Genomic DNA, 21,374 nt, shown 5'->3' with positions numbered 1-21,374 from the left:
GAATCGATTGGGGATTCCCAATCAGGTTGATTTGTGATTCACTCCTTTTAGGGAGGAGATCACATGGGCCGGCCACTTTCACTTGATTTACGCCTTCGCTTTAAAAGGCTCATTTTATCCGGGATGAGCGGGCGTGAAGCAGCACGCCGCCTGCTGATCTCTCCAGCATCAGGATCTCGCTTGGCCCGTAAAGTTCGGGAGGGGCAGAGTTTAATCCCGGTCAGGACAGGGCGCCCAAAGGGAGGCGGAAAATTGGAGCCCTACCTCTCCTTCTTGCGCGAGCTGGTCAATCAAGACGGAGATATCACGTTGATGGAGTTATGTGATGCACTTTTCATGGCTGAGGGAGTGAGGGTTCACCATACTTCCGTCTCCAAGGCTTTGCGCCGTCTTGGCTACACCTATAAAAAAAATCGTTGGTGGCAACCGAGCGTGGCAAACTCCATGTACAAAATGCCAGAGATGAATGGCGCCACACCCGTCAGCCTATAATGCGTGATCTGCCTGAGAGACTGGTGTTTCTCGATGAAACCAGTGTTAAAACGAATTTAACCCGGCTGCGAGGCCGAGCCTTTAAAGGGGAACGAGCCCTTGACACAGCGCCGTTTGGACGCTGGCAGAACCAGACCTTTATCGCCGGTTTGACCCACGAGGGACTCATTGCGCCCTGGGTTCTGGACGGGGCCATGAATGGCAAGGCATTCACCACTTATATCACGACACAACTGGCTCCATGCTTGCACCCTAAAACGGTGGTCATTCTGGATAACCTGTCCACACACAAAGTTCCAGAAGCCGCAAGGGCCCTCAGACAAAGCGGGTGTTGGTTCCTTTTTCTGCCGCCCTATTCTCCTGATCTCAATCCTATCGAAATGGCGTTTTCCAAGCTCAAAGCACACCTACGCAGAATGAAAGCCAGAACCTTTGAGACCTTGATAAAGGCTCTGGGTGACATATGCGATCTGTTCACACCCCAAGAGTGTTGGAATTACTTCAAGGCAGCTGGATATGTTTCAGTATAAAGGCTCAAGACTATAATGCACAGTAATTTTCTGACGGAACTTATAATACCTTGAGTGCTTAAATCTTTGGGAGAGTAATATTCTGTCCTTACTTCAAGTAGTTTCATTCTTTTCGTACCTAAGGCACATCACCGAGCAACGATATTTCACAAAGACAATACAGGAAGCACTTTTGTGCTTTCAGACATATAAAATTAACCAGACATTCGCCAAACGCATAGCAGAATTGCAATCATTGCCTATTGCATAGGCAGCATTTGCCCATCATATAGACATTAACTTTTGATCATAAAGGCGCTACTACTCTCCTCCCCGTAGCTCTTTTGCATAGGTCAACAGTTCCCCTCTGGAAGGTGATTGCATCTAATATGGTGTTTAATCAGTTTTTTACTTACCGGACCTTCCCCTAGGTCCGGTTTTTTCTTTTTCACTTCAGTACAAGTTAATCGCCAAACTCTGCATATAATCCAAACCAACAAGACCTTGGCGGTCTTCGCGACCTATTTTCGTTTATTTCAAATTGAGACTTAGGTTAGTGGACTGTTGAGGCTCTTGAGACAAGAAAGATATAGCCTCTAAAAGCACAACGACTGGGAGGGGTAAGCTCTACTTCAGAGCTCCCTTTATTTTATAGAGAGAGGAAGTCAACTGACAAAGGTATTTCGGCCTCCGTCAGTGACTGACTTTATCTGGACATTAATTGTGCGGGAACATTGAAAATAATGTAATTAACGAAGGTTACCGCAGAAACGTTGAATACGCGTACACGCTTCTTCCAGTGCCTCTGTAGAGGTTGCATAGGAGACACGGAAGTTTGGACCAAGACCAAACGCTGACCCTGGTACGACTGCGACACCCTCTTCCTCAAGCAATTCAGCACAGAAGTCGAGATCTGTTTCAATCGTCTTTCCTGAGGACGACGTTTTGCCGATTGTGCCTGCACAAGACGGAAACGCATAGAAAGCTCCTTCAGGTACAGGGCATTCAAGACCAGTTGCCTGATTGAGCATAGAAACAACCAAATCACGTCGCCCTTTGAAGATCTCATTATTTTCCGGAATGAAATCCTGTGTTCCGTTCAAAGCTTCCACAGCAGCCCACTGGGAGATCGAGCTCGGGTTAGAAGTTGATTGCGACTGAACCTTCGCCATCGCCTTAATCAAGTGCTGGGGGCCGGCCGCATAGCCAATTCTCCAGCCTGTCATAGAATAAGCCTTGGAAACACCGTTTACTGTCAGTGTACGTTCATAGAGAGAGGGCTCGATTTGGGCGGGCGTGGTAAATTCAAAATTATCATAGACCAGATGTTCATACATATCGTCCGTCATAACCCAAACATGCGGGTGACGAACCAAAACGTCCGTGAGCGCCTTCAACTCCGCCTTTGTATATGCCGCTCCAGACGGGTTTGAAGGTGAGTTAAAGATAAGCCATTTTGTTTTGGGAGTGATGGCAGCTTCAAGAGCCTGTGGCGTAATCTTGAATGTTTTTTTATCCGCTTCAACGATAACGGGCTCTCCCCCCGCCAGCAGAACCATGTCCGGGTAGGACACCCAGTAAGGTGTTGGGATCAACACTTCATCACCAGGATTAATGGTCGCAATCAAAGCATTGTAAAGAACCTGCTTGCCACCGGTTCCAACGGTTATCTGACTTGGCTCGTATTTCAGGCCATTGTCACGTTCGAACTTGGCACAGATTGCCTGCTTTAACTCTGGAATACCATCAACTGCTGTATATTTCGTTTTGCCTTCATTGATGGCGTTGATTGCAGCAGCTTTGATGTTCTCAGGTGTATCGAAGTCTGGCTCACCAGCGCCCAAGCCAATAACGTCTCGCCCTGCGGCTTTCAGCTCGCGAGCCTTATTCGTTACAGCTATTGTCGCAGATGGTTTCACTCGTGATAGCGCGTCGGCGATAAAACCCATAGTGCCCTCCATGAACGCGGCGTGTAATGCGCAAAGATTTGCGGCCCGGACCGTAAAACCCAAAGTACATTAAGGCAAGATAAAACAACACACTTTCTCTAAAGTATCACCATTCACTCATTTATAGTTTATTCTATATGCTTAGAATTATTCCCAAACAGGAACTCCGAATATTTTGAACTGGAAAGCAAGGGAGAAGCTCTATTGAGAAAGAACTTCTAAAAACTGCGCCACTTTGAGTAAGGAGTTGTCGGTAAACACGGTCACCATGTTCACCGACAACACTCAGGCCCGCCGCATCAAAGTCTAAATCATTAAAGGAATCGTACCGTTCAATCTGAAGAAGAATAGTTAGCTTGCTACTGAAAAAACAAGCCGAGCGTATTGGTTTTATCAGCTTTTTAGATATAGAGTTTTAATTAGTGATAATAACGGGGAAACATGCGAATAAAGATAGTAAGTGTTTATTGGCCTTCGGGAAGGAAATTCGTTTCTTTAGTGTCTCCTAACTGCGTCAATAAATACAGGTTTACCTGTACCTTACCCTCTTGCGAGAATTCTTAGTTCGGTAGATAAATAACCAAACGACACGAATCGAGTTTAGCTATGGCCGTTGAATTAAATCTCTCCGTCGCAACTATCCGGATGATCGTTGAAAAAGTTCGCGCGACCATAACCAGCGTGAATGATACCTATGAAGACGGGCACGATGGCGAAGTAGCATTTGACCCCGTAAAAATGCAGAAGATTCATGCACATGATGGCCTGAATGAAGAAGAACATGCGGACATGCGTGAAGAGGAGATTCGTGAGTTACTTGATGACTTGAACGTAGATGAAGCTGCTGAACTTGTTACTATTACCTGGATTGGCCGAGGGGACTTTGACGCCGGCGATTATGAGCTTGCCTTAGCAGAGGCAAAAGAAAGAGCAACGGGCTCAACATCAGAGTATCTTCTTGGGCTTCCGCACTTGCCAGATCACCTTGAGAACGGCCTGGATTCTCTGGACTTGTAGTCCATTCGTCTACTTAGACTGAGGAGTTGCCTACAAAGGCATACGTTTTTGAGATACACCCACAATCAATATCGCCTCACTCATAAAGAGAAATAGATCTCAGCTTCTCTTCCCTACTAAATTTCTCAATAACTTCCGTCGCACCACTATTATTTTTGCTTCACGCTTTCCCAAATAGTTGACAATGTATTCCCTTTAAAACTAGTAGGGATTTCTAGTTATAATTCGGAATGCGCCTCGCTGCGCGAGATCGGGGATCCACTATGCCACGCGCAGTTGCAAACCTGCTTCTTTTACTTGCTGGCGCTATTTGGGGCGCAGCTTTTGTAAGCCAGTCGACGGCTATGGAGAGTATTGGCCCCTATCAGTTTGTGGGGTTCCGCTTTCTACTCGCTGGCTTTGTTGTTCTTCCACTTGCACTTTTTGAGCGCTCCCGAAAGCCAACTAAGCGCCTGACTCGGCAGAATATTCCTTTAGTTCTGGCTGTTTCCCTAAGTTTTCTTGCAGGGTCTTTATTGCAGCAGGTTGGCATTTTGTTCACATCAGTAACCAATGCGGGCTTTCTCACTGCAATTTATGTGGTGCTCACCCCCATTTTTGTGATCCTTCTGTTCAAGGGAAAGCCGGAATGGGTTATCTGGCCAGCTTCTCTAATCACTCTCTTGGGAATATTCTTCCTAAGTGGGGGGAACCTCTCAGGATTGAACAAAGGCGATGCTCTCATGGTTATCTGTGCGGCCTTTTGGGCGTTGCAGGTCATTTTCATTGGCCGCCTGTCCATGTCGACGGGTCGCCCCATCACCATTGCAGCGATCCAGTTTCTGATCACCGGTGCCATAGCTAGCGTTCTCGGGCTTTTTATAGAACCACTTTCATGGGCTGCCATAGAAAACGCCGCCTTCGAACTCTTTTTTGCCGGAGCCATTTCCGGCGGAATAGCCTTCACCTTGCAAGCGGTTGCCCAGCAATGGACACGCCCTGCGGACGCAGCCATATTCATATCCACGGAAGCTCTATTTGCCGCTCTATTCGGGATTATTTTCCTTGGTGAGCGCATCCCCCTAATCGGAATTGCGGGGTGCCTCCTCATTTTCACCGCTATCCTTATGACGGAGCTGGTTCCAATGTACTTCAGCCGCAAAACGCGCTTGGCAGCGAAAACAAGCCACTAGAACAAAACAGGCGGGGAACACAGACTTTCCCCGCTTAACCGTCGATGGTTCTAGTTTTTGCGATAGGTGCGCGTTCCCGGGCGCCCGCCAGTGCTGCGCCCTTTTGTCCTCGTTGCCCCAGCAGGCTTGGCCAGATCAGTCCCCGGTCCCATCTCATCCAGAGAAGGCCGGTGCACTTTCGTTCCTTTTGGAAGGTTCGCGGCAGCACCATATTTCTTCTCTCCTGCATATCCGCCTGACTTTTCTTCAACAGCTCTTTGACGGGTCATTGGATCGTCTGAAATCGCCAGCTCGGTTTCCTGAAGCCTTTTTATTTCATCGCGCAAGCGGGCTGCGTTTTCAAAGTCCAGATCAGCAGCAGCATCCCGCATCTGCTTCTCAAGATCTTCAATGTGGCCTTTAAGGTTATGACCAATGGTCGCGCCTTCTTCGGCGAAGCCTGAGTCGACCGTCACATGGTCCTGCTCGTAGACGCTCTCAAGAATGTCTCCAATAGACCGCTTTACACTTTCAGGCGTAATGCCATGCTCAACGTTATAAGCCTCCTGCTTTTCACGTCGCCTATTCGTCTCTTTGATGGCGCGGTCCATTGAGCCGGTAATTTTGTCGGCATACAGGATCACGCGGCCATCCACATTACGCGCTGCCCTACCGATTGTTTGGACCAGAGACGTTTCAGAGCGCAGGAAGCCTTCCTTGTCCGCATCCAAAATCGTCACCAAACCACATTCAGGAATGTCCAAGCCTTCCCTGAGCAGGTTGATACCAATGAGCACATCAAAAGCGCCCAATCTCAAATCACGAATGATTTCAATACGCTCCAGTGTATCAATATCCGAGTGCATGTAGCGGACACGCACACCGTTTTCATGTAAGTATTCGGTAAGATCCTCTGCCATACGTTTGGTGAGCGTGGTGACAAGTGTACGATATCCCTTTGCAGCCACCTCACGCACTTCACCCAACAAATCATCCACCTGTGTTTTGGCGGGACGAATGTCTATATCAGGGTCTGTTAGGCCGGTTGGGCGAATGACCTGCTCAGCAAACACGCCGCCACTTTCATCCATTTCCCAGCTTCCAGGAGTAGCGGAAACTGCAATGGTCTGCGGGCGCATGGCATCCCACTCTTCAAACCGTAAGGGCCGGTTGTCCATACAGGACGGCAGGCGGAAACCATATTCCGCAAGTGTTGCCTTCCGGCGAAAGTCTCCCCGATACATGGCACCGATTTGCGGGATCGTAACATGGCTTTCGTCTGCAAAAACAAGAGCGTTATCAGGTAGATACTCAAAGAGTGTCGGGGGTGGCTCACCCGGTGCCCGACCTGTCAGGTAACGGGAATAGTTTTCAATACCGGCGCACGCGCCCGTTGCTTCCATCATCTCAATATCAAAAGTACAGCGCTGCTCCAGCCGCTGCGCTTCCAGCAACCGCCCATGATTGTTCAGCTCTTCAAGGCGATGTTTCAGCTCGCTCTTGATTGACTTAATCGCCTGATTCAATGTGGGTTTTGGGGTGACATAATGTGAGTTTGCATAGAACTTGACCGATTCCAGATCTGCAGTTTTCTTGCCTGTGAGCGGGTCAAACTCAACAATACCTTCCACCTCATCCCCAAACATGGACAGACGCCATGCCCGATCCTCCAAGTGCGCTGGAAAGACTTCGATGGTGTCACCGCGCACGCGGAACGTTCCACGCTGGAAGGCCGCATCATTGCGCTTGTATTGCAGGGCCACCAGATCAGCCAGCAGCTGGCGCTGGTCAATGCGCTCTCCCACTTCCAGACCAAATGTCATGGCCGTATATGTTTCAACGGAACCAATACCATAGATACAAGAGACCGATGCCACGATGATCACGTCATCGCGCTCCAGCAGGGCACGCGTTGCCGAATGGCGCATTCGGTCAATCTGCTCGTTTATGGAGCTCTCCTTCTCGATAAACGTATCGGTGCGAGGCACATAGGCTTCCGGCTGATAGTAGTCATAGTAGGAAACGAAATACTCAACGGCGTTTTCTGGAAAGAACCCTTTGAACTCTCCATAGAGCTGGGCAGCCAAAGTTTTGTTTGGAGCCAAAATCAAAGCTGGGCGCTGGCTTTTTGCAATTATCTGCGCCATTGTATAGGTCTTACCGGAACCGGTAACACCAAGCAAAACCTGCGTTTTTTCGTCTCCACCCAGCCCTTCCATAAGGTCTGCGATAGCTGTGGGCTGGTCCCCTTTGGGCTCATATTCCGAGACCAGTTTGATGGGAACCCCACCCTCAGACTTTTGCGGGCGAGTGGGGCGGTGCGGAACCCATTCTCCCTGCTCATCATCCGCCCTTCCCTGCTCTATGAGCTTGGCGAGCGCCTGCACCGTTGCGGTTGCATCGGCAAAAGCTTCGTCCTTGGCTTTCTTCTTTTTCTTCTTGTTGTCCTTAACGTGTTTGCCCAGAAGCTTTTCAGCATCTTCCAGCGACATATCAAGACCGGCAATCGGATTCAGGCCACCTTTTGCCCGCTCCCTCGGTGTTTTGGCTGTCCCAATCGAAGTACCTCGCGCCGATTTAGCCGAACCATCTTTTTTAGCTGGTTTCGATTTTTGAGTGCTCTTTACAGACTTCGGTTTTTCGGGCTGGGCTTTTGCTTTCAGCGCCGCGATATCTTCCTCCTCTACATCAGCAAACCACTGCGAAATGCTGGCGGAGGTTGGAGCCCCTTCCAAAGCGGGTTGAGGTGCTTCTCCAAACCCTTCAGGGGGGGATAAATCAGGATTGGAAGAAGAATGTGAGTCGGGGGTATCTTTTTTCGTCGCCATATTCGGCACTATGAGCGGAAAGGGGATAAAAATAAAGTAGTGTTCTTGCTTCGTTCCAAAGGTTTCCTCTGGTGGAGTATTTGGGACACGGCAAGCCTATGAGTTAACGAGGTAAATTCCCACAAATGGTCATTTACGCAGAAATCTTGCAAGCTGTACTCAAACTGTACGCCCTGTGACCGATTTTGTACTCACAATAGAAAACCGGAGACGCAAGGCCCCCGGCTCTCAAAATTCTCTCAGAGAATTCGCAGTTAGAAAGAAAATGTCAAACGTGATGTCGCGATGAAGTTCCAAGAGGAATCGTAATCATAGGACGCGTAATTCTCGGTATCAGCGGATCCTGTTGTCGAGTCCTCACTCACATAGTTTCCATCACCTGACGTTTTGTAGATTGCACGACCACCTAAGGCGAACTGAACATGCTCGGTAATATCATAGGCGCCTCCAAGTGCAACTTGGTATGTATCGGAATACATATGCCCTATACCTGAGTCCCAGATAACGGCAGCTCCCATTGCGAACTGCTCATTGAACCTATGGCTTACTCCAGCCTGTACGGACCAACCATCATCATAGTTCAGCATGCGTTTTGTTTGCGACGGAAGGAGTGGATTCAGCCGATCGGAAAAACTGACATCAAGAGTGTCTAAAGAACTCCAATCCATCCATTTGGCCTTCAAAGAGACTTTCCAGTCTGGGGCTACACCAGTTTCAATCCCGAACTCAATTGACTGAGGAAGGTCTATCATCCCTGAGGTTAACGCATATTGCGTTCCGCCAATTGTGAAGTTTCCATCCAAGTCCATTTCAACGGCTGAATTATAGACTGCATAGGCCCGTAATGCTATATCAGGACGCTCAAATGCGACCCCTGCACGCCACCCAAAACCATAGTCATCCGATGACATGTCAATAGTAGCCTTTTGATCCACACCAGTAAAATAGGCTCGTGACTGCTGGAAATCCATTTGGGAGATATTGCCACCACCAATAAGCCGCAGCTTATATTTATCCCCTATATCGAACTTATAGGAACAGGTTCCGTCAAAACTGATCACACTGGCATCTGTCTTCCCGGACTGGTAACGACCTTCCCACTCAAACCCAGGCTCCTCATAGATAATGAAAGGTGTGTGAAGAGCACCCATACAATCAATGGGCTCAATGATATTCACCTTTGCGGCGAGTGAATAAAACTGTAAATCTGGAATGACATTATCACTCTCTCCCCCAGATATAGATTGGCCGGAGCCCGTTCTAAAAAGATCTTGCTTCGCCTCAACATTTTTGTAGTCCACATTGCGGTCTACATAATTAGTTTTGCCTTCCAAGACGACCTTTTTCGGACTAAACAGGAGATCGTAGCGACCCAAGCCGGTGGTATCCCAACCGGATGCCAGAGCTGTAGTTGGTGCTGCCAGAATACCCAGCGCTGCTCCCATCTGTAGACCGCGAATTATTTTATGCATTCCCCCTCCTTGGATCGATCGCATGTGTTCATGGATCTCTCCTCTTCCCAAATGCCGTTTGACTTTCCGGTATCAGGCGCTCCCTCCCTTGAAGCGATGAAGCCATTTCACATGACAGCTTTACCCAAATACGGACCCGTAAGTATTAACACGCTTATTTTGGTGGGATGATTTCACACTGGTCAAGTACTGCAGGGTTGAGGGTAAGCCGTAAGTGGCATCCATTTTTGATGAAAGAGGAGATCAAAAGTGGGAAACTGGGTCAGTAAACAATCAAAACCAGACCTTCCAGCTCTATTTTCTAATAGATTTATAAGAGGACGTGCATTTCGGGCTTAGTTTTTAAATTCGAGAAAAACTACATAAATAGTGCTGTTTTTTCCGATAGGGGCTCCCCAATGGGCGCTAAAAAGCTATTTTACCCAGCGAAACAATATTCTGCATATCAGAATTGATAAAATGATTCGTATGATTCGCATTAGTATTTTTGCCAAAAATAAAGAAACCGGAGGCCAATGGCTCCGGTTTCTTTTCTTCTCTGCTCACAAAGAAGCGAGAGTGGCCTCTCAGTCTTTTTTAAAATTCAAAGGTCAAACGGGATGAGACTGCAAAGTTCCAGGAGTCACCGTATTCATAGTGGCCCGTGGCTGCAGAATCCTCAGACTGGTAAAGCCCTTCCCCCGCAGTTTTATAGATTGCGCGTCCGCCAAGGGAGACCTTGGAGTGCTCGGAAATCTGGTAGGATCCGCCAAGGCCGAATTGATAGGTATCCGAGTAGATTTCACCAACCCCCTGATCCCACTTCAACGACGCTGCCACAATCAGGTCTTCATTGACCATATGAGCCACCGTACCTTCAACCGCCCATCCATCGGAATAGCCCAGGATACGCTTTGTTTTATCGCCGTTATTGAGCTTTCCAGTTATATCCTCGACCTTATCAAAGCTTACGACTAGATCTTCCATGATACTCCAGTCAGTCCATTTGGCACCAATGGATACGAGCCAGTTTGGCGCAATTCCTGAACGGATGCCAAATTCAATTGATTGAGGAAGAGTAACCGTTGTTGTTGCACGTGCTTTAGCTCCAACGGTGTTGGTGGGGTCCAATTGATGATTGAATGCAGAATCGTGCGATAGAAGAAAGTCCCCCTCGAGATCTCCTTCAACTTCCGCATTATAGATGGCGTAGGCCCGAAGTGCGATGCTTGGCATCTCATAGCCTACCCCTGCACGCCACCCAAAGCCATACCCATCCTCAGTCATACTAACTTCGGTTTTTGCATCTAAATAAGAAGGTGGAACCGCTGGTGGATTACCTAATATTGGAATAATCTGCATGCTAGAGGTATAGAAGTCCACGGTACTCACACCAAACCCACCAATCAGGCGAAGACTGCTATTCTCATTAATGTTGAACTTGTAGGAGCAGGTAGCATCAAAGGTGGTCGTTGACGCATCCGTCTCAGCAACAGCATAGCGGCCGCCCCAAGTTTCGCCAGGGCTCTCATGGGTGCTGATTGGTGTATGTAACTGCCCCAAACAATCAATAGAATTCCCTAATCTCACTTTTGCGGCTAAAGAATAAAGGTCCACATCAGGAATAGCTCCGCTAGAACCTTGTGTGGTCTTTGCGCCAAAATACTGATCCCTAGCGGCCCCCGCTTGGCTTGTCCCCTTCACATTCTTATAATCAACATTCACATTCACATAGGTCGCCTGACCTTCAACAACCACTTTCTTTGGCGAAAACAGCAAGTCATAACTACCGATTCCAGTTGTGTCCCAGCCGGTTGCTAGAGCTGATACTGGTGCTAAAGCCGTTCCAAGAATGGCTGCAAATTGAATACTACTATTAAACTTATGCATTTCCCCTCCATATCGACAGCGCACACGCGTATTTCCGCTGCCGTTACTCCCCGCAGTGAAAGCTGACCAAGGTCCCCTGCCCCATTGCCCAACGAGCAAAAGCAGTCCGCTTCCACAATCATTAAGGGTGTCACCTTCAACATTGTAGGTATTACCACTTGTATTTTGGGTAGTTTTTTAAAGGAGGTCAAATCAAGTAAGGTATTTTTCAATAACCAACAAACAAAACTAGGTAGAAAAATATAGGCACTGTCAAATTTTGCGATCAAATCAACAAAACTACGTGATATAGACATTTTTTTTAAAAAATTACGGAGAGGCAATGCTCATTCAAGCAATATATATACTTTTTAGAGTCACAAACTAAAATGTAACTTGCATATAATTATTTAAAATAAACCACATAAGAAATGTAGAATCACCAAAGCACTAATGACCTGCTCTCGCCCCCCTATGATGGCTTGAGACACAACTTGCATATATTGATGAATTCAAATGAAGGGCAAGTCTTGTTAAAGACCTTCGCCGAACCACGGTACTTACCAAGTATAATTGACGGACTCAGCAAAAACTAAGTATCGAACAGGTTCAGGCAAGACAACTGAGTCACTATGACTCTGAGTATTTTTCAATCGGGTGCAATTCAATGGATACAACTCTTCGCTATTCTCTGCTTGTTCATGACTTACCTGCAGCAAGGGAACAGACAGCCAAGGCCCCAGATATTGCCCCCGAAATCGAGTATTTCGAAGAGAATTTCGACAACGTCAAGACTGTTGATGACCTGCTGGATGACCATCGCCTCTACACTTTCATGATGAAAAGCATGGGACTGGAGGACATGATCTATGCAAAAGGCTTGATTCGAGAAGTTCTGGTTCAGGGCACTGACTCTGATGAAGCTCTCGCCAATACGATGAATGACGGCCGTTACTATGAACTTGCAAGCACTTTTCAGTTTGAAGAAGACGGATCCCTCCCCGGTGGCTTTAGCGACTGGAAGGCGAAAAATGAAAATGGCGACTATGCGGTCAATCAAAAGTATCTTCGCAAGGCAACTCCTCCAGGAGGAGAAATTGACGACCTTGACCGCCTGACGCGCTACTATGAAGAAAGAATGCTCCCCATCAATAACAGGGAAGAAATTCTCTTCACCACCGAGCTTCTCACAGACCCAGCACTCTATACAATTATCGCCGTCGCCTATGATGTCCCACAGGAAATTATCAACGGCCCGAGCGATGACCGCGTAGAGTGGTTTCAGGAGAACCTCGATGTTGAGGAGATGAAGGACCCGGAAGCAGTTCAAGAGGCAATCAATAAATACAGGGCACCCATAGAACAACGCCAGATTGACCTTAAAGAAAGTGTCATTGACCAATATATTCAGGTAACCTTTGAAGAGGAAGAGGGTGAAAAAGACGAAGGCGTAAGGCTTGCCCTGAACTTTCAAAGGACCGCGGGAGATATTACGGACGCCTACCAAATTCTGTCTTCACCCGCTCTTTATGAAGTGGTCAGAACAGTTCTTGGTATACCCGATAATCTAGTCGGGACTGACATAGATGGCCAAGCTGCACTTATTAATCGTAAATACGATATTGAAAAGCTTCAGGACCCAGATGAAGTCGAGAAATTCGTCGAGAAATTCGTAAATTTGTACGACGCACAACAAGCAACAACTAGCCCGACTGTTCAGCTATTTGCCGGTGGCGCTGCCTCTGGGATTTCACCTGACCTACTTACGTCCATTAACTCTTTGAAGCTTGGGGGCTAGGACAAATCAAAAACTCTACTTACTCCTGATATTTTAAAGGTAGTGCACCCAGATTTTGGTCGGTTTCCGCTTTAACCGTTTTTTTAAATATTGCAGTTACGAGAAAACCCGAGTGCAGCGGCATTTGGGTTTTTATTTAGACTCCCACCAGATTAGAACGAAAATGCCAGACGGGAGAAGGCGATGAAATTCCAAGAGGGATAGTACTCGCGCTCACCTATCGCCAGAGGCTATTCTGTTTCATAGATGCCGTCACCGGAAGACTTGTAAACAGCTCGGCCGCCGAGAGGCTCTTTCACATAATCCGTGATGACTTAGGCATTGCCAAGACAGAACTGGTGAATGTCGGAGTAAACGTGACCGTTGCCTTTATCCCACTTGGCTGCACCGCTCCTATCGAATTTCTCGTTGAACCAGTGCACGGCAGTTGCGGCAGCAGGCCTGCTTAGCAGTCAACTCTTCGCAACTCGTGCTATTACTGGAATTTCATCAGCTTACAGACACACACTCGCTCCTTGAAGCTTTGGGCTAGTGTTTTTTGAGTAACCCCCAATACACAAGATCAAATACCTTCATTGGGGGTGGCATATATAGAAAAGACCCGGAGGCAGATGCCACCGGGTCTTTAATTTTAAATCTGCGTTGTGATCAGATTAGAACGAGAACGTCAGGCGGGAGGACGCGATGAAGTTCCAAGAGTCGTCGTAGTCGTAGTCAGCCTTAGCGTATGACTCTTCAGTCTGATAAGTACCGTTACCGTCAGTCTTGTAAACTGCACGGCCACCGAGAGAGAGCTTCACGTGCTCAGTGATGTCGTAGGCACCGCCAAGACCGAACTGGTAGGTATCGGAGTAGATGTCACCAATACCTTCATCCCATTTCACTGTGGCCCCAACATACAAGCGCTCATTGAAACGGTGCGCCAATGTGGCTTCTACAGACCAAGCGTCAGAGTAGTTCAGAACGCGGGTTGTAGCGTCTGGCACGCTGCTTAAGCTCTGGTCGGAGAATGTCACCCCGATTGCATCCATTACGCTCCAGTCCATCCACTTGGCAGAGATACCAAGGAGCCAGTTAGGTGCAATACCGGACTGAATACCGAACTCAACAGATTGAGGCAGGACAATTGAAGCATTTGCATTAGCTGTAGCGAAGTCCCCCACTATTGGGTTACTGAGCAGGAAGCTTCCCTCCAGATCAACGTCAATTTCGGAGTTATAGATGACGTAAGCACGTAGTGCGATGTCAGGACGCTCATAGGCCGCTCCAGCCCGCCAACCGAAGCTTAAACCATCAGACTCAAGGTCAACTTCTGTTTTATAGTCCCCTACCATACCCGAATGGATGCTATCATCCACTGTTGTAAGTGGGTTGTCAGGCAGGAAGAACATTGATCTGGTGTAGTAAGTTGTATCGGTTGCACCTACACCACCGATCAAACGAAACTTGCTCTTTTCATTGATGTTAAAGCTGTAGGAACAGGTCAAATCACCAGAGAGAGTTCTGGCATCAGTTTCTGCAAGCGCATAACGACCACCCCAGTTATCACCCGGATTTTCAGCAATAATCATAGGCGTGTGCAGCTGTGCCAGACAGTCGACTGGGTCAACTAGATTCACTTTGGCAGATAGAGTGTAGAGATCTAGGTTTGGAATGGCCCCATTTGAAGAGCCTTCAACAGATGTGAGGTAAGATTGGTCAACAAGAGCACCACTGCTATCAAGGTGGACGCCACCGTTACTGGAGCCCTCAACATTCTTAAAGTCAACATTACGGTCAACGTAAGTGGCTTGGCCTTCAACGACGACCTTCTTTGGAGAGAACAGTAGGTCGTAGCCGCCGATGCGGGTGGTGTCCCAGCCGGATGCCAGAACGGATGTTGGTGCAGCCAGAATTCCAAGTGCGGTACTCATGAGCGCAATGCGCTTAAACTTTTGCATAACCCCTCCAATTAAGCGGCCCGCGATGCAAACGCTGTGGCCGCTTCTATTTCGCTGGCAGGGGAGATTTGAGTGCAAACTCCCTCCCCGGGCGCAGAACCCCCGACGCCCGCCTGCCGAAACGGAAAAACCGAAAAAACAGATACTTAATGACTAAGCATTGAATGATGGGGGGATATTGTCCAATGATTAATGGGTGGTCAATAGCAAGGGGAACAGGAAAAGGGCACAAAAAGGCCGGAAAAACGCCTAAAAAAATACACGCATCCTAAAACATCTCAAATTCATCGTAAAAAACGCCATTTTTGCCGTAAGTTATCGCAGTTGTATGACGCATAACTGCAAAAACCCATAAAATTTGATGTTTCTAGCCCGAGGAAAATATTCATCGGAAATACATATGTATTTTAGCGAATGTTGCAATAGAACCACACTCAATTGCTACGGATGGTTAAAATAGAGGCAAAACGGGGGAATTCCGCCGAATCTGACTACTAGACTCAAGCGGGAGAATCCGGAGAAAGTGGCCTAAGGGGAAGTTTCAGAGCCCTTTTCACAATAGCGGTACGAGTGCTGAACTTTGGCTGTCACACTCGGATTCACCGGATTTTCTTTAAAAGCAGACCACAGGCCGCTGCCCTTCATATCTTCCAGCGTGCAACGGCATATACTCTCACATAGGTTCGCCTCACTCTGCCCAGAGCAGGCTTGCACGCAACTTTTTTGAAACTGCTTTTCCGGCGGGTCCGTTATCAGCCCCAGTTGCAGCAGAGCCCACACACTTCCATAGAGAACCGGTTGATGCAGAAGATATATAGGCAGGGAATGGCGACCGGACCACGCAGCAACGCGTGTGAGGGCAGATGGCTGACCTCTCCCTTTGAACAGCCTCATGAGGTTAAACCGCTCAAGGATGCGCGCAACGAGCACGCCCGCGAACACCACAGTGCCCCACGGCAACAAGGGAACAAAGTCTACGGAGGGTCGACCTACTCCTCCAATTCCAATCCAATAAAACCAAGGGGAAGGTTCCAGCCCCATAACATATAGGGAAAGACAAGCCGCTCCCACCACACCGGCCCCACACACCCATAGCGGTACTGTGACCAGAAAGACTGCCAGCAGGCTGGTGAGTGCAATATTATGCAAGATGCCGAAGCGCACCATGTGTTCGCCAAAAGCAAAATAGGTGACGATGGACACCAGAACCGCCGCCGCCACAATTTTCACTTCCCGCTTAAAGAAAGGGCGCCACCTTATTGCGTTTGCATGGGCCAGTGTGAGGGAGAATCCGACCAAAAAAAGGAAACTGGAGGCAATGAGCCGCGCAAACAGCCGCCACCCCTCCCCTGTGGAAACATTCCATGGCACCACCTGGAACCATGAAAGATCCCAACTCAGGTGATAGATAGCCATAGCCAACAGGGCCAAACCGCGCAGCACGTCTATATATATGTATTTTCTAGGTTTACTGGCTGAACTGCCCACGTTCACTGCTCCCAAATTGCCCACTGCCCTACGTAACTTCACCTGTTATTTCCATAGTGTACACACCCCCTAAAGACAAACGGTTTAAAGCACCCGCTTCCCTTGGCGACATTTTCTTGCCGTGTTTGAGTGGAGGATACGCCCGACTTTGAATCAATAACGGGCATTCATTATGACAACTGCAACTGCACGCGCGGGCCGCGGCTTTGGCCATGCCATGTCTTTCGCCTTATTGCTGGGCGGACTTCTTTTCACAGTGGTTTTGGGCAGCATACTAACAGCGCAAGACGCGCAGGCGGCTTCTACTCAAAAAGGGCGGGCGTCGTGGTATGCTTTGACATCCATCACCGCCAGCGGCGAGCGTATGAACCCCAATGCACTTACAGCCGCTCACCGCTCCCTGCCCTTTGGCACCAAAGTTAAAGTGACAAACCGCAGTAATGGAAAATCGGTTACCGTACGCATTAACGATCGCGGCCCTTTCATAAAGGGAAGAATTATTGACCTGAGTAAAGCAGCAGCAAAAGAAATTGGTATCATCTCTGCGGGTGTTGGAAGCGTAGAACTGGCAATTCTGGAATAGCACCTACGTAATATAGGCAGTAACCAGCTGACTATGCTTAAATATTTAGTAAAAACTATGGATCCTTGTAAAATCGAAGCATTATTCACTTTAAACTACTCACTTCACTAAGAAATTTTATTTGCCTGTTGAGCAATTTTATTTTCATTAATTTCTCACTTGCGCCTCAGGTGACGTCTGCGTTATTTACCTCCTGTTAATTTTTGCCCCAACGTGAGCTGGGGTTTCGGCGGCACTGGTATTCTATTTTAAGTTTTGAGTGGTACGGTATACACCGTGGGACATCTTTCTATTAGTTTTAACAGCATGATCACATTTGCACCGCAGCGGGTTATCCTCAATACGCTTCTGGCCCTCTTGCTCATAGCCGGAGCCAGTGTTGCGGCGCAGGCTATGGTTTCTGTTCCAAGTGGCAACAGAAATGCAGTCCAGCCCCGTATTCCGCAAGCCTCAGCAAGCCGCACACGGGCCAGCCACTCCAGCTACGACAGGAAATTCAACAAGATTCTCGGGGTTTTACGCCGCGATAAACGGCTGATGAAAAACATCCGCAATGTTTCAAAGCTCTATGGCATTGATCCGGTTCACATACTGGGTGCTATTATCGGTGAGCATACCTATAATTATGACAGTCTGGATTCTGCTCAAAGCTACTATATGAAGGCCGTTGAATATTCCGGCATTCGGGTGAAATTTGCCTATGACGGGGAGCTGGTCAGCCGCTTTGTGAAACGGCCCCGCTTTGCCCGCTGCACCGCAAAACAAAGCAGCAGCGACTTGTGGCGGTGCTATGAGACCGTGTGGAATACCCAGTATCTGGGACGGCCAGTGGATGGCACCAGCTATCCAAACAAGCTGTTCCATCAGGTGTTCTTCCGGCCGCTATTTGCGGGTCAGAGTTTCGGCATCGGTCAGTTGACACCGCTTACAGCTTTGAAGATGAGTGATCTGGTTCATAAAGTCAGTGGCTTTCCCAAGCTTTCGCCGGACAACCCCATGGCTGTCTACAAAACAGTCATGGACCCTTCCAAGTCCCTGCACTACACCGCCGCTGTTCTGGTTGATGCCATCAATGCCTATAAACGTGTTGCAGGTGTTGATATTTCCTCCAACCCGGGAATTACATCAACGCTTTATAATCTAGGAAATCCTTGGGAGCGGGCCCATAGCTACAAGGCTAGAAAAAGATCTTCCCCGAGGCTGTGGCCTTCGGAGAATTATTATGGCTGGCTGATCAATGACCGTCTGGACCAGATCAGGGCGCTTATAAAATAAGCCCCCTCCCTTAAAGTACGTTCTGTTTGATTGAACGACAGGAATTCGCTCAGAATATAAAAGTTAGAGTGCGCGGCGTGAGTGCAAATGAACGCGACGTACTCTAAAGCAACTATTTCAGGAACGGATTGGTGAGGCGCTCCTGCCCCAAGGTGGATGCTCCGCCATGGCCGGGTAAGAAGGTAACATTATCGCCCAAAGGCAACAGCTTTTCCTTGATGGACTTGATCAAGGTTTCATGATTGCCACCTGGTAGGTCGGTGCGGCCCACGGAGCCCGCAAACAAAACATCTCCAGATACAGCAAAGCGCATTGCCGCATTGTAGAACACCACATGGCCGGGAGAGTGGCCGGGGCAATGCAGCACCTGAAAACTCATGCCAGCAACGTCAACGGTATCCCCTTCGTTCAACCAGCGATCGGGCTCAAAGCTCTTCACCGCAGCAATGCCGAACTGTGCGGCTTGCTCTTCTACGCGGGCAATCAGGTCCCTGTCATCTTTATGGGGACCTTCAATTTTAACGGACAGCTCCTCGGCAAGGTCTTTTGCACCGCCCACGTGATCGATATGCCCATGGGTGATCAGGATGCGTTCGATTGTCAGCCCGTGCTCTTGAATCGCTTTCAAGATGCGGTCCTTGTCTCCGCCCGGATCAACCACAACACCCAGCTTGCTTTCGGGGTTGTAAAGAATACTGCAATTTTGCTGAAACGGTGTAACCGGTACGACGGAAACTTGAAGTTGGGCTTGTTGTTCTGATGCGTTGGTCATTATTTGGGGTGCCTGCAAAATTCATGAAACAGCGTGACGCTCATATATGTTGCTATAACAAATTCGAAAAAGATGAAATGCCAAGAAGGTCGAACATTCACCGCTGAGATAAAACGGTGAAATTACAGGACGTAGGGTTAGCCAGTTAAGTTTTACTAATTCTCAGCCATTATCAAGAATCATAACCACCATATCCAAGGAGCTCCTTGAGCTGAACAATAATTAATCATTATAGAAGAGACAATTACTATTTCTCAGCCTGATAGGTAAGACGATTGCAAATATATAATCAATAATTACCATATACATTTGAATAGGTATTTGCTTTAAACCATCAATTTACAGGAGTTCATACCATAGATAACCATAATTGCCTTGCATCTCTTACCAATTAAACTTTATGATGCGCTATACCCCCAAACAGTTAAGGGTTGCATGATCATTGGGTGTACATGTGGCTCGTTAACCAGCGTCTATTATAATGGGGGGACATAAATTTATGGGAGACGTTGTTTCGATAATAACTTTAGTCATTGGATTTTATAGTCAAATGACATTTCTTTGGTTTCTGGCGTAGGTGGATGGATGCCAGAAAGAAAGGCGATTGGTAATGTATAATGGGAATTCGGGCCGCCGCCAACGCGGCAGACGTGGTGGTAAACGCGAATTTGGGGATTCGCAAGGTTTCGGCTCAGACTTTAGCGCACCGGACTTTCTCATGCCTAATCAAGGCTACTCAAAACCAGCAGGTGGAGAAGGGGAGACCGAGAGCTTTAAGGGTGGCGGCGACTACAACAACCGCTTTCAGCAAAGTGAAAGCAAGCCTGTAGAACGCGGACCACGCCAACATGGAACTGTTAAGTTTTTCAAGGAAGACAAGGGCTTTGGCTTTATCACTCCAGATGGCAGTGAAACTGATGTTTTTGTTCACATTTCAGCAGTTGAACGCTCCGGATTGGGAGATCTGAGCAGCGGGCAGCGCATTTCCTTTGAAACGGAACCAGACCGCAGAGGTAAAGGCCCGAAAGCTGTTGAGCTTCGCCTTGAAGAGGAAAACACCTCTGAAGCCTCTTAGGTAATCAAGTATGGGTACTGGTAGTTTTAGCGGGTTGACCCAAGGACGGAACCTTCTCAAAAGACCTCAGGGCTAAAACATGGGCGTGCAATCGAGGGCATCCATCTTCGCACAGCCTATGAGCCCTTAGTATCCATAGGTTTTAAAGAAAGGCAGCTCCTGTAGCTGCCTTTTCTTGTTGCGGGCATACGGCTCACCGCCTAAACCATGCCTCAAGTGAATTTTGAGGTTCTTGCAGCCTCACGCCCATCAAGCCTCCAACAAGAAACGACAGCCCAATGAATTATCGCCACATCTATCACGCAGGAAACATTGGAGATGTGCTCAAGCACACAGTGCTTGCCTCGATAATTGCATACCTTCAAAAGAAAGAGGCTGCATTTAGGGTTCTTGACACGCACGCAGGACCCGGCCTTTACGACCTCACCTCAGAAAAAGCCCAGAAGACAGGTGAGTGGCAAAACGGGATCGGCAAAATTATTGATGCAGAAATTCCTGCGGACGTGGCAGCAGTCCTTGAGCCGTGGCTCTCTGTGGTGCGGGAGCTTAACCCGCAAAAAGGCGTGAATCTTTACCCCGGATCACCAGAGATTGCCCGCACATTGCTGCGTAAACAGGACCGTTTGACACTCACCGAATTGCACCGGGAAGACTTTGAAGAGTTGCAGGAAAACTTTGGCGGCGACAAGAAGGTCAAGGTTATTGATCTGGATGCATGGCTCGCCCTAGGCAGCTTCGTGCCGCCCAAAGAGCGCCGTGGCCTTGTGCTGGTTGACCCCGCATTCGAAGTGGAAGACGAGTTTGAACGGTTGGCTGACGGCGCTATTCGCGGCTGGAAACGCTGGAACACTGGCATCTACGCCCTGTGGTATCCGGTAAAGCACTATAGAAACCCGCTGGATCTCGCTGCAACTTTGGAAAGCGCCGGTATCCGCAACGTGGTTTCACTGGAGCTTGGCGCCGGACACATATCTCCAGATGCTCCCATGCGGGCCAGCGGAATGATGATTATTAATCCACCTTGGACCCTTTTGAAGGACATGGAAACCGCCCTGCCGTGGATCTGTAAGACATTGAAACAGGGGCCTCAGGCCCACTGGTCTGCAAAACAGGCTATTGCGGAATAGACTCCCCCCGATTCAGCGAATTGATCCCTTGGAGCGCACTCAGCATTATG

The 21,374-nt window shown here is 48.3% G+C and carries 15 protein-coding genes; 8 read left to right on the top strand and 7 right to left on the bottom strand.

The genetic code is table 11. From position 1 onward, the window contains the following. Positions 1-63: 63 nt before the first annotated feature. A protein-coding gene (locus P6574_RS03585) for an IS630 family transposase (RefSeq protein WP_310619020.1) occupies positions 64-1,022 on the top strand; the annotation gives its coding sequence in 2 pieces (ribosomal slippage) (positions 64-405 and positions 408-1,022; 957 coding nt in all). A gap of 728 nt (positions 1,023-1,750) precedes the next feature. On the opposite strand, the gene P6574_RS03580 is transcribed toward P6574_RS03585, so the two are convergent. Beyond that, on the bottom strand, positions 1,751-2,950 hold the full coding sequence (locus P6574_RS03580) for a pyridoxal phosphate-dependent aminotransferase (protein WP_310619019.1): 1,200 nt from the start codon (positions 2,948-2,950) through the stop codon (positions 1,751-1,753). Between the two features lie 606 nt (positions 2,951-3,556). Here P6574_RS03580 and P6574_RS03575 point away from each other — a divergent pair. Next, entirely contained in the window at positions 3,557-3,967 is a 411-nt protein-coding gene (locus tag P6574_RS03575) for a DUF3775 domain-containing protein (protein WP_310619018.1), read from the top strand. A gap of 263 nt (positions 3,968-4,230) precedes the next feature. Next, entirely contained in the window at positions 4,231-5,139 is a 909-nt protein-coding gene (locus P6574_RS03570) for a DMT family transporter (protein WP_310619017.1), read from the top strand. Positions 5,140-5,189: 50 nt separating this feature from the next. On the opposite strand, the gene uvrB is transcribed toward P6574_RS03570, so the two are convergent. From uvrB to P6574_RS03555, 3 genes are all read right to left on the bottom strand, one after another. Continuing rightward, on the bottom strand, positions 5,190-7,946 hold the full coding sequence (gene uvrB, locus P6574_RS03565) for an excinuclease ABC subunit UvrB (RefSeq protein WP_310619016.1): 2,757 nt from the start codon (positions 7,944-7,946) through the stop codon (positions 5,190-5,192). 254 nt (positions 7,947-8,200) lie between these two features. Continuing rightward, positions 8,201-9,418 (bottom strand): OmpP1/FadL family transporter, encoded by a 1,218-nt coding sequence (locus tag P6574_RS03560; protein ID WP_310619015.1) that lies wholly within the window; start codon positions 9,416-9,418, stop codon positions 8,201-8,203. A gap of 576 nt (positions 9,419-9,994) precedes the next feature. After that, positions 9,995-11,287, bottom strand: coding sequence for an OmpP1/FadL family transporter (locus P6574_RS03555; RefSeq protein ID WP_310619014.1), 1,293 nt, complete (start codon positions 11,285-11,287; stop codon positions 9,995-9,997). Positions 11,288-11,933: 646 nt separating this feature from the next. On the opposite strand from P6574_RS03555, the gene P6574_RS03550 reads away from it, so the two are divergent. Further along, complete coding sequence (locus tag P6574_RS03550; RefSeq protein WP_310619013.1) at positions 11,934-13,064, top strand: DUF1217 domain-containing protein; 1,131 nt, start codon at positions 11,934-11,936, stop codon at positions 13,062-13,064. A gap of 653 nt (positions 13,065-13,717) precedes the next feature. On the opposite strand, the gene P6574_RS03545 is transcribed toward P6574_RS03550, so the two are convergent. Both P6574_RS03545 and P6574_RS03540 read right to left on the bottom strand, forming a co-directional pair. Beyond that, entirely contained in the window at positions 13,718-15,004 is a 1,287-nt protein-coding gene (locus P6574_RS03545; RefSeq protein WP_310619012.1) for an OmpP1/FadL family transporter, read from the bottom strand. 528 nt (positions 15,005-15,532) lie between these two features. After that, complete coding sequence (locus tag P6574_RS03540; RefSeq protein ID WP_310619011.1) at positions 15,533-16,534, bottom strand: DUF1624 domain-containing protein; 1,002 nt, start codon at positions 16,532-16,534, stop codon at positions 15,533-15,535. A gap of 175 nt (positions 16,535-16,709) precedes the next feature. Between P6574_RS03540 and P6574_RS03535 the strand changes: the two genes are divergently transcribed. Continuing rightward, positions 16,710-17,075, top strand: a complete 366-nt coding sequence (locus P6574_RS03535) for a septal ring lytic transglycosylase RlpA family protein (RefSeq protein WP_310622097.1) — start codon at positions 16,710-16,712, stop codon at positions 17,073-17,075. A 306-nt stretch (positions 17,076-17,381) separates the two neighbouring features. Next, positions 17,382-18,350 carry a DUF1402 family protein gene (locus tag P6574_RS03530; protein WP_310622096.1) on the top strand — a complete coding sequence of 323 codons (969 nt, stop codon included), beginning with the start codon at positions 17,382-17,384 and terminating at the stop codon, positions 18,348-18,350. A gap of 112 nt (positions 18,351-18,462) precedes the next feature. Here the strand turns inward: P6574_RS03530 and P6574_RS03525 are convergent, their stop codons facing one another. Beyond that, a complete protein-coding gene (locus P6574_RS03525; RefSeq protein WP_310619010.1) occupies positions 18,463-19,122 on the bottom strand; it encodes an MBL fold metallo-hydrolase in 660 nt (219 codons plus the stop codon). A gap of 610 nt (positions 19,123-19,732) precedes the next feature. Here P6574_RS03525 and P6574_RS03520 point away from each other — a divergent pair. Together P6574_RS03520 and P6574_RS03515 are read left to right on the top strand one after the other, a co-directional pair. Further along, positions 19,733-20,197, top strand: coding sequence for a cold-shock protein (locus P6574_RS03520; RefSeq protein ID WP_310619009.1), 465 nt, complete (start codon positions 19,733-19,735; stop codon positions 20,195-20,197). A 278-nt stretch (positions 20,198-20,475) separates the two neighbouring features. After that, a complete protein-coding gene (locus tag P6574_RS03515; RefSeq protein WP_310619008.1) occupies positions 20,476-21,324 on the top strand; it encodes a 23S rRNA (adenine(2030)-N(6))-methyltransferase RlmJ in 849 nt (282 codons plus the stop codon). Positions 21,325-21,374: the final 50 nt, after the last annotated feature.

This window comes from Pseudovibrio sp. M1P-2-3 (assembly GCF_031501865.1).
Taxonomy (GTDB): domain Bacteria; phylum Pseudomonadota; class Alphaproteobacteria; order Rhizobiales; family Stappiaceae; genus Pseudovibrio; species Pseudovibrio corallicola.
Note: the sequence above shows the minus strand (reverse complement) of the source record. Positions and strands in the feature narration are given on the sequence as shown.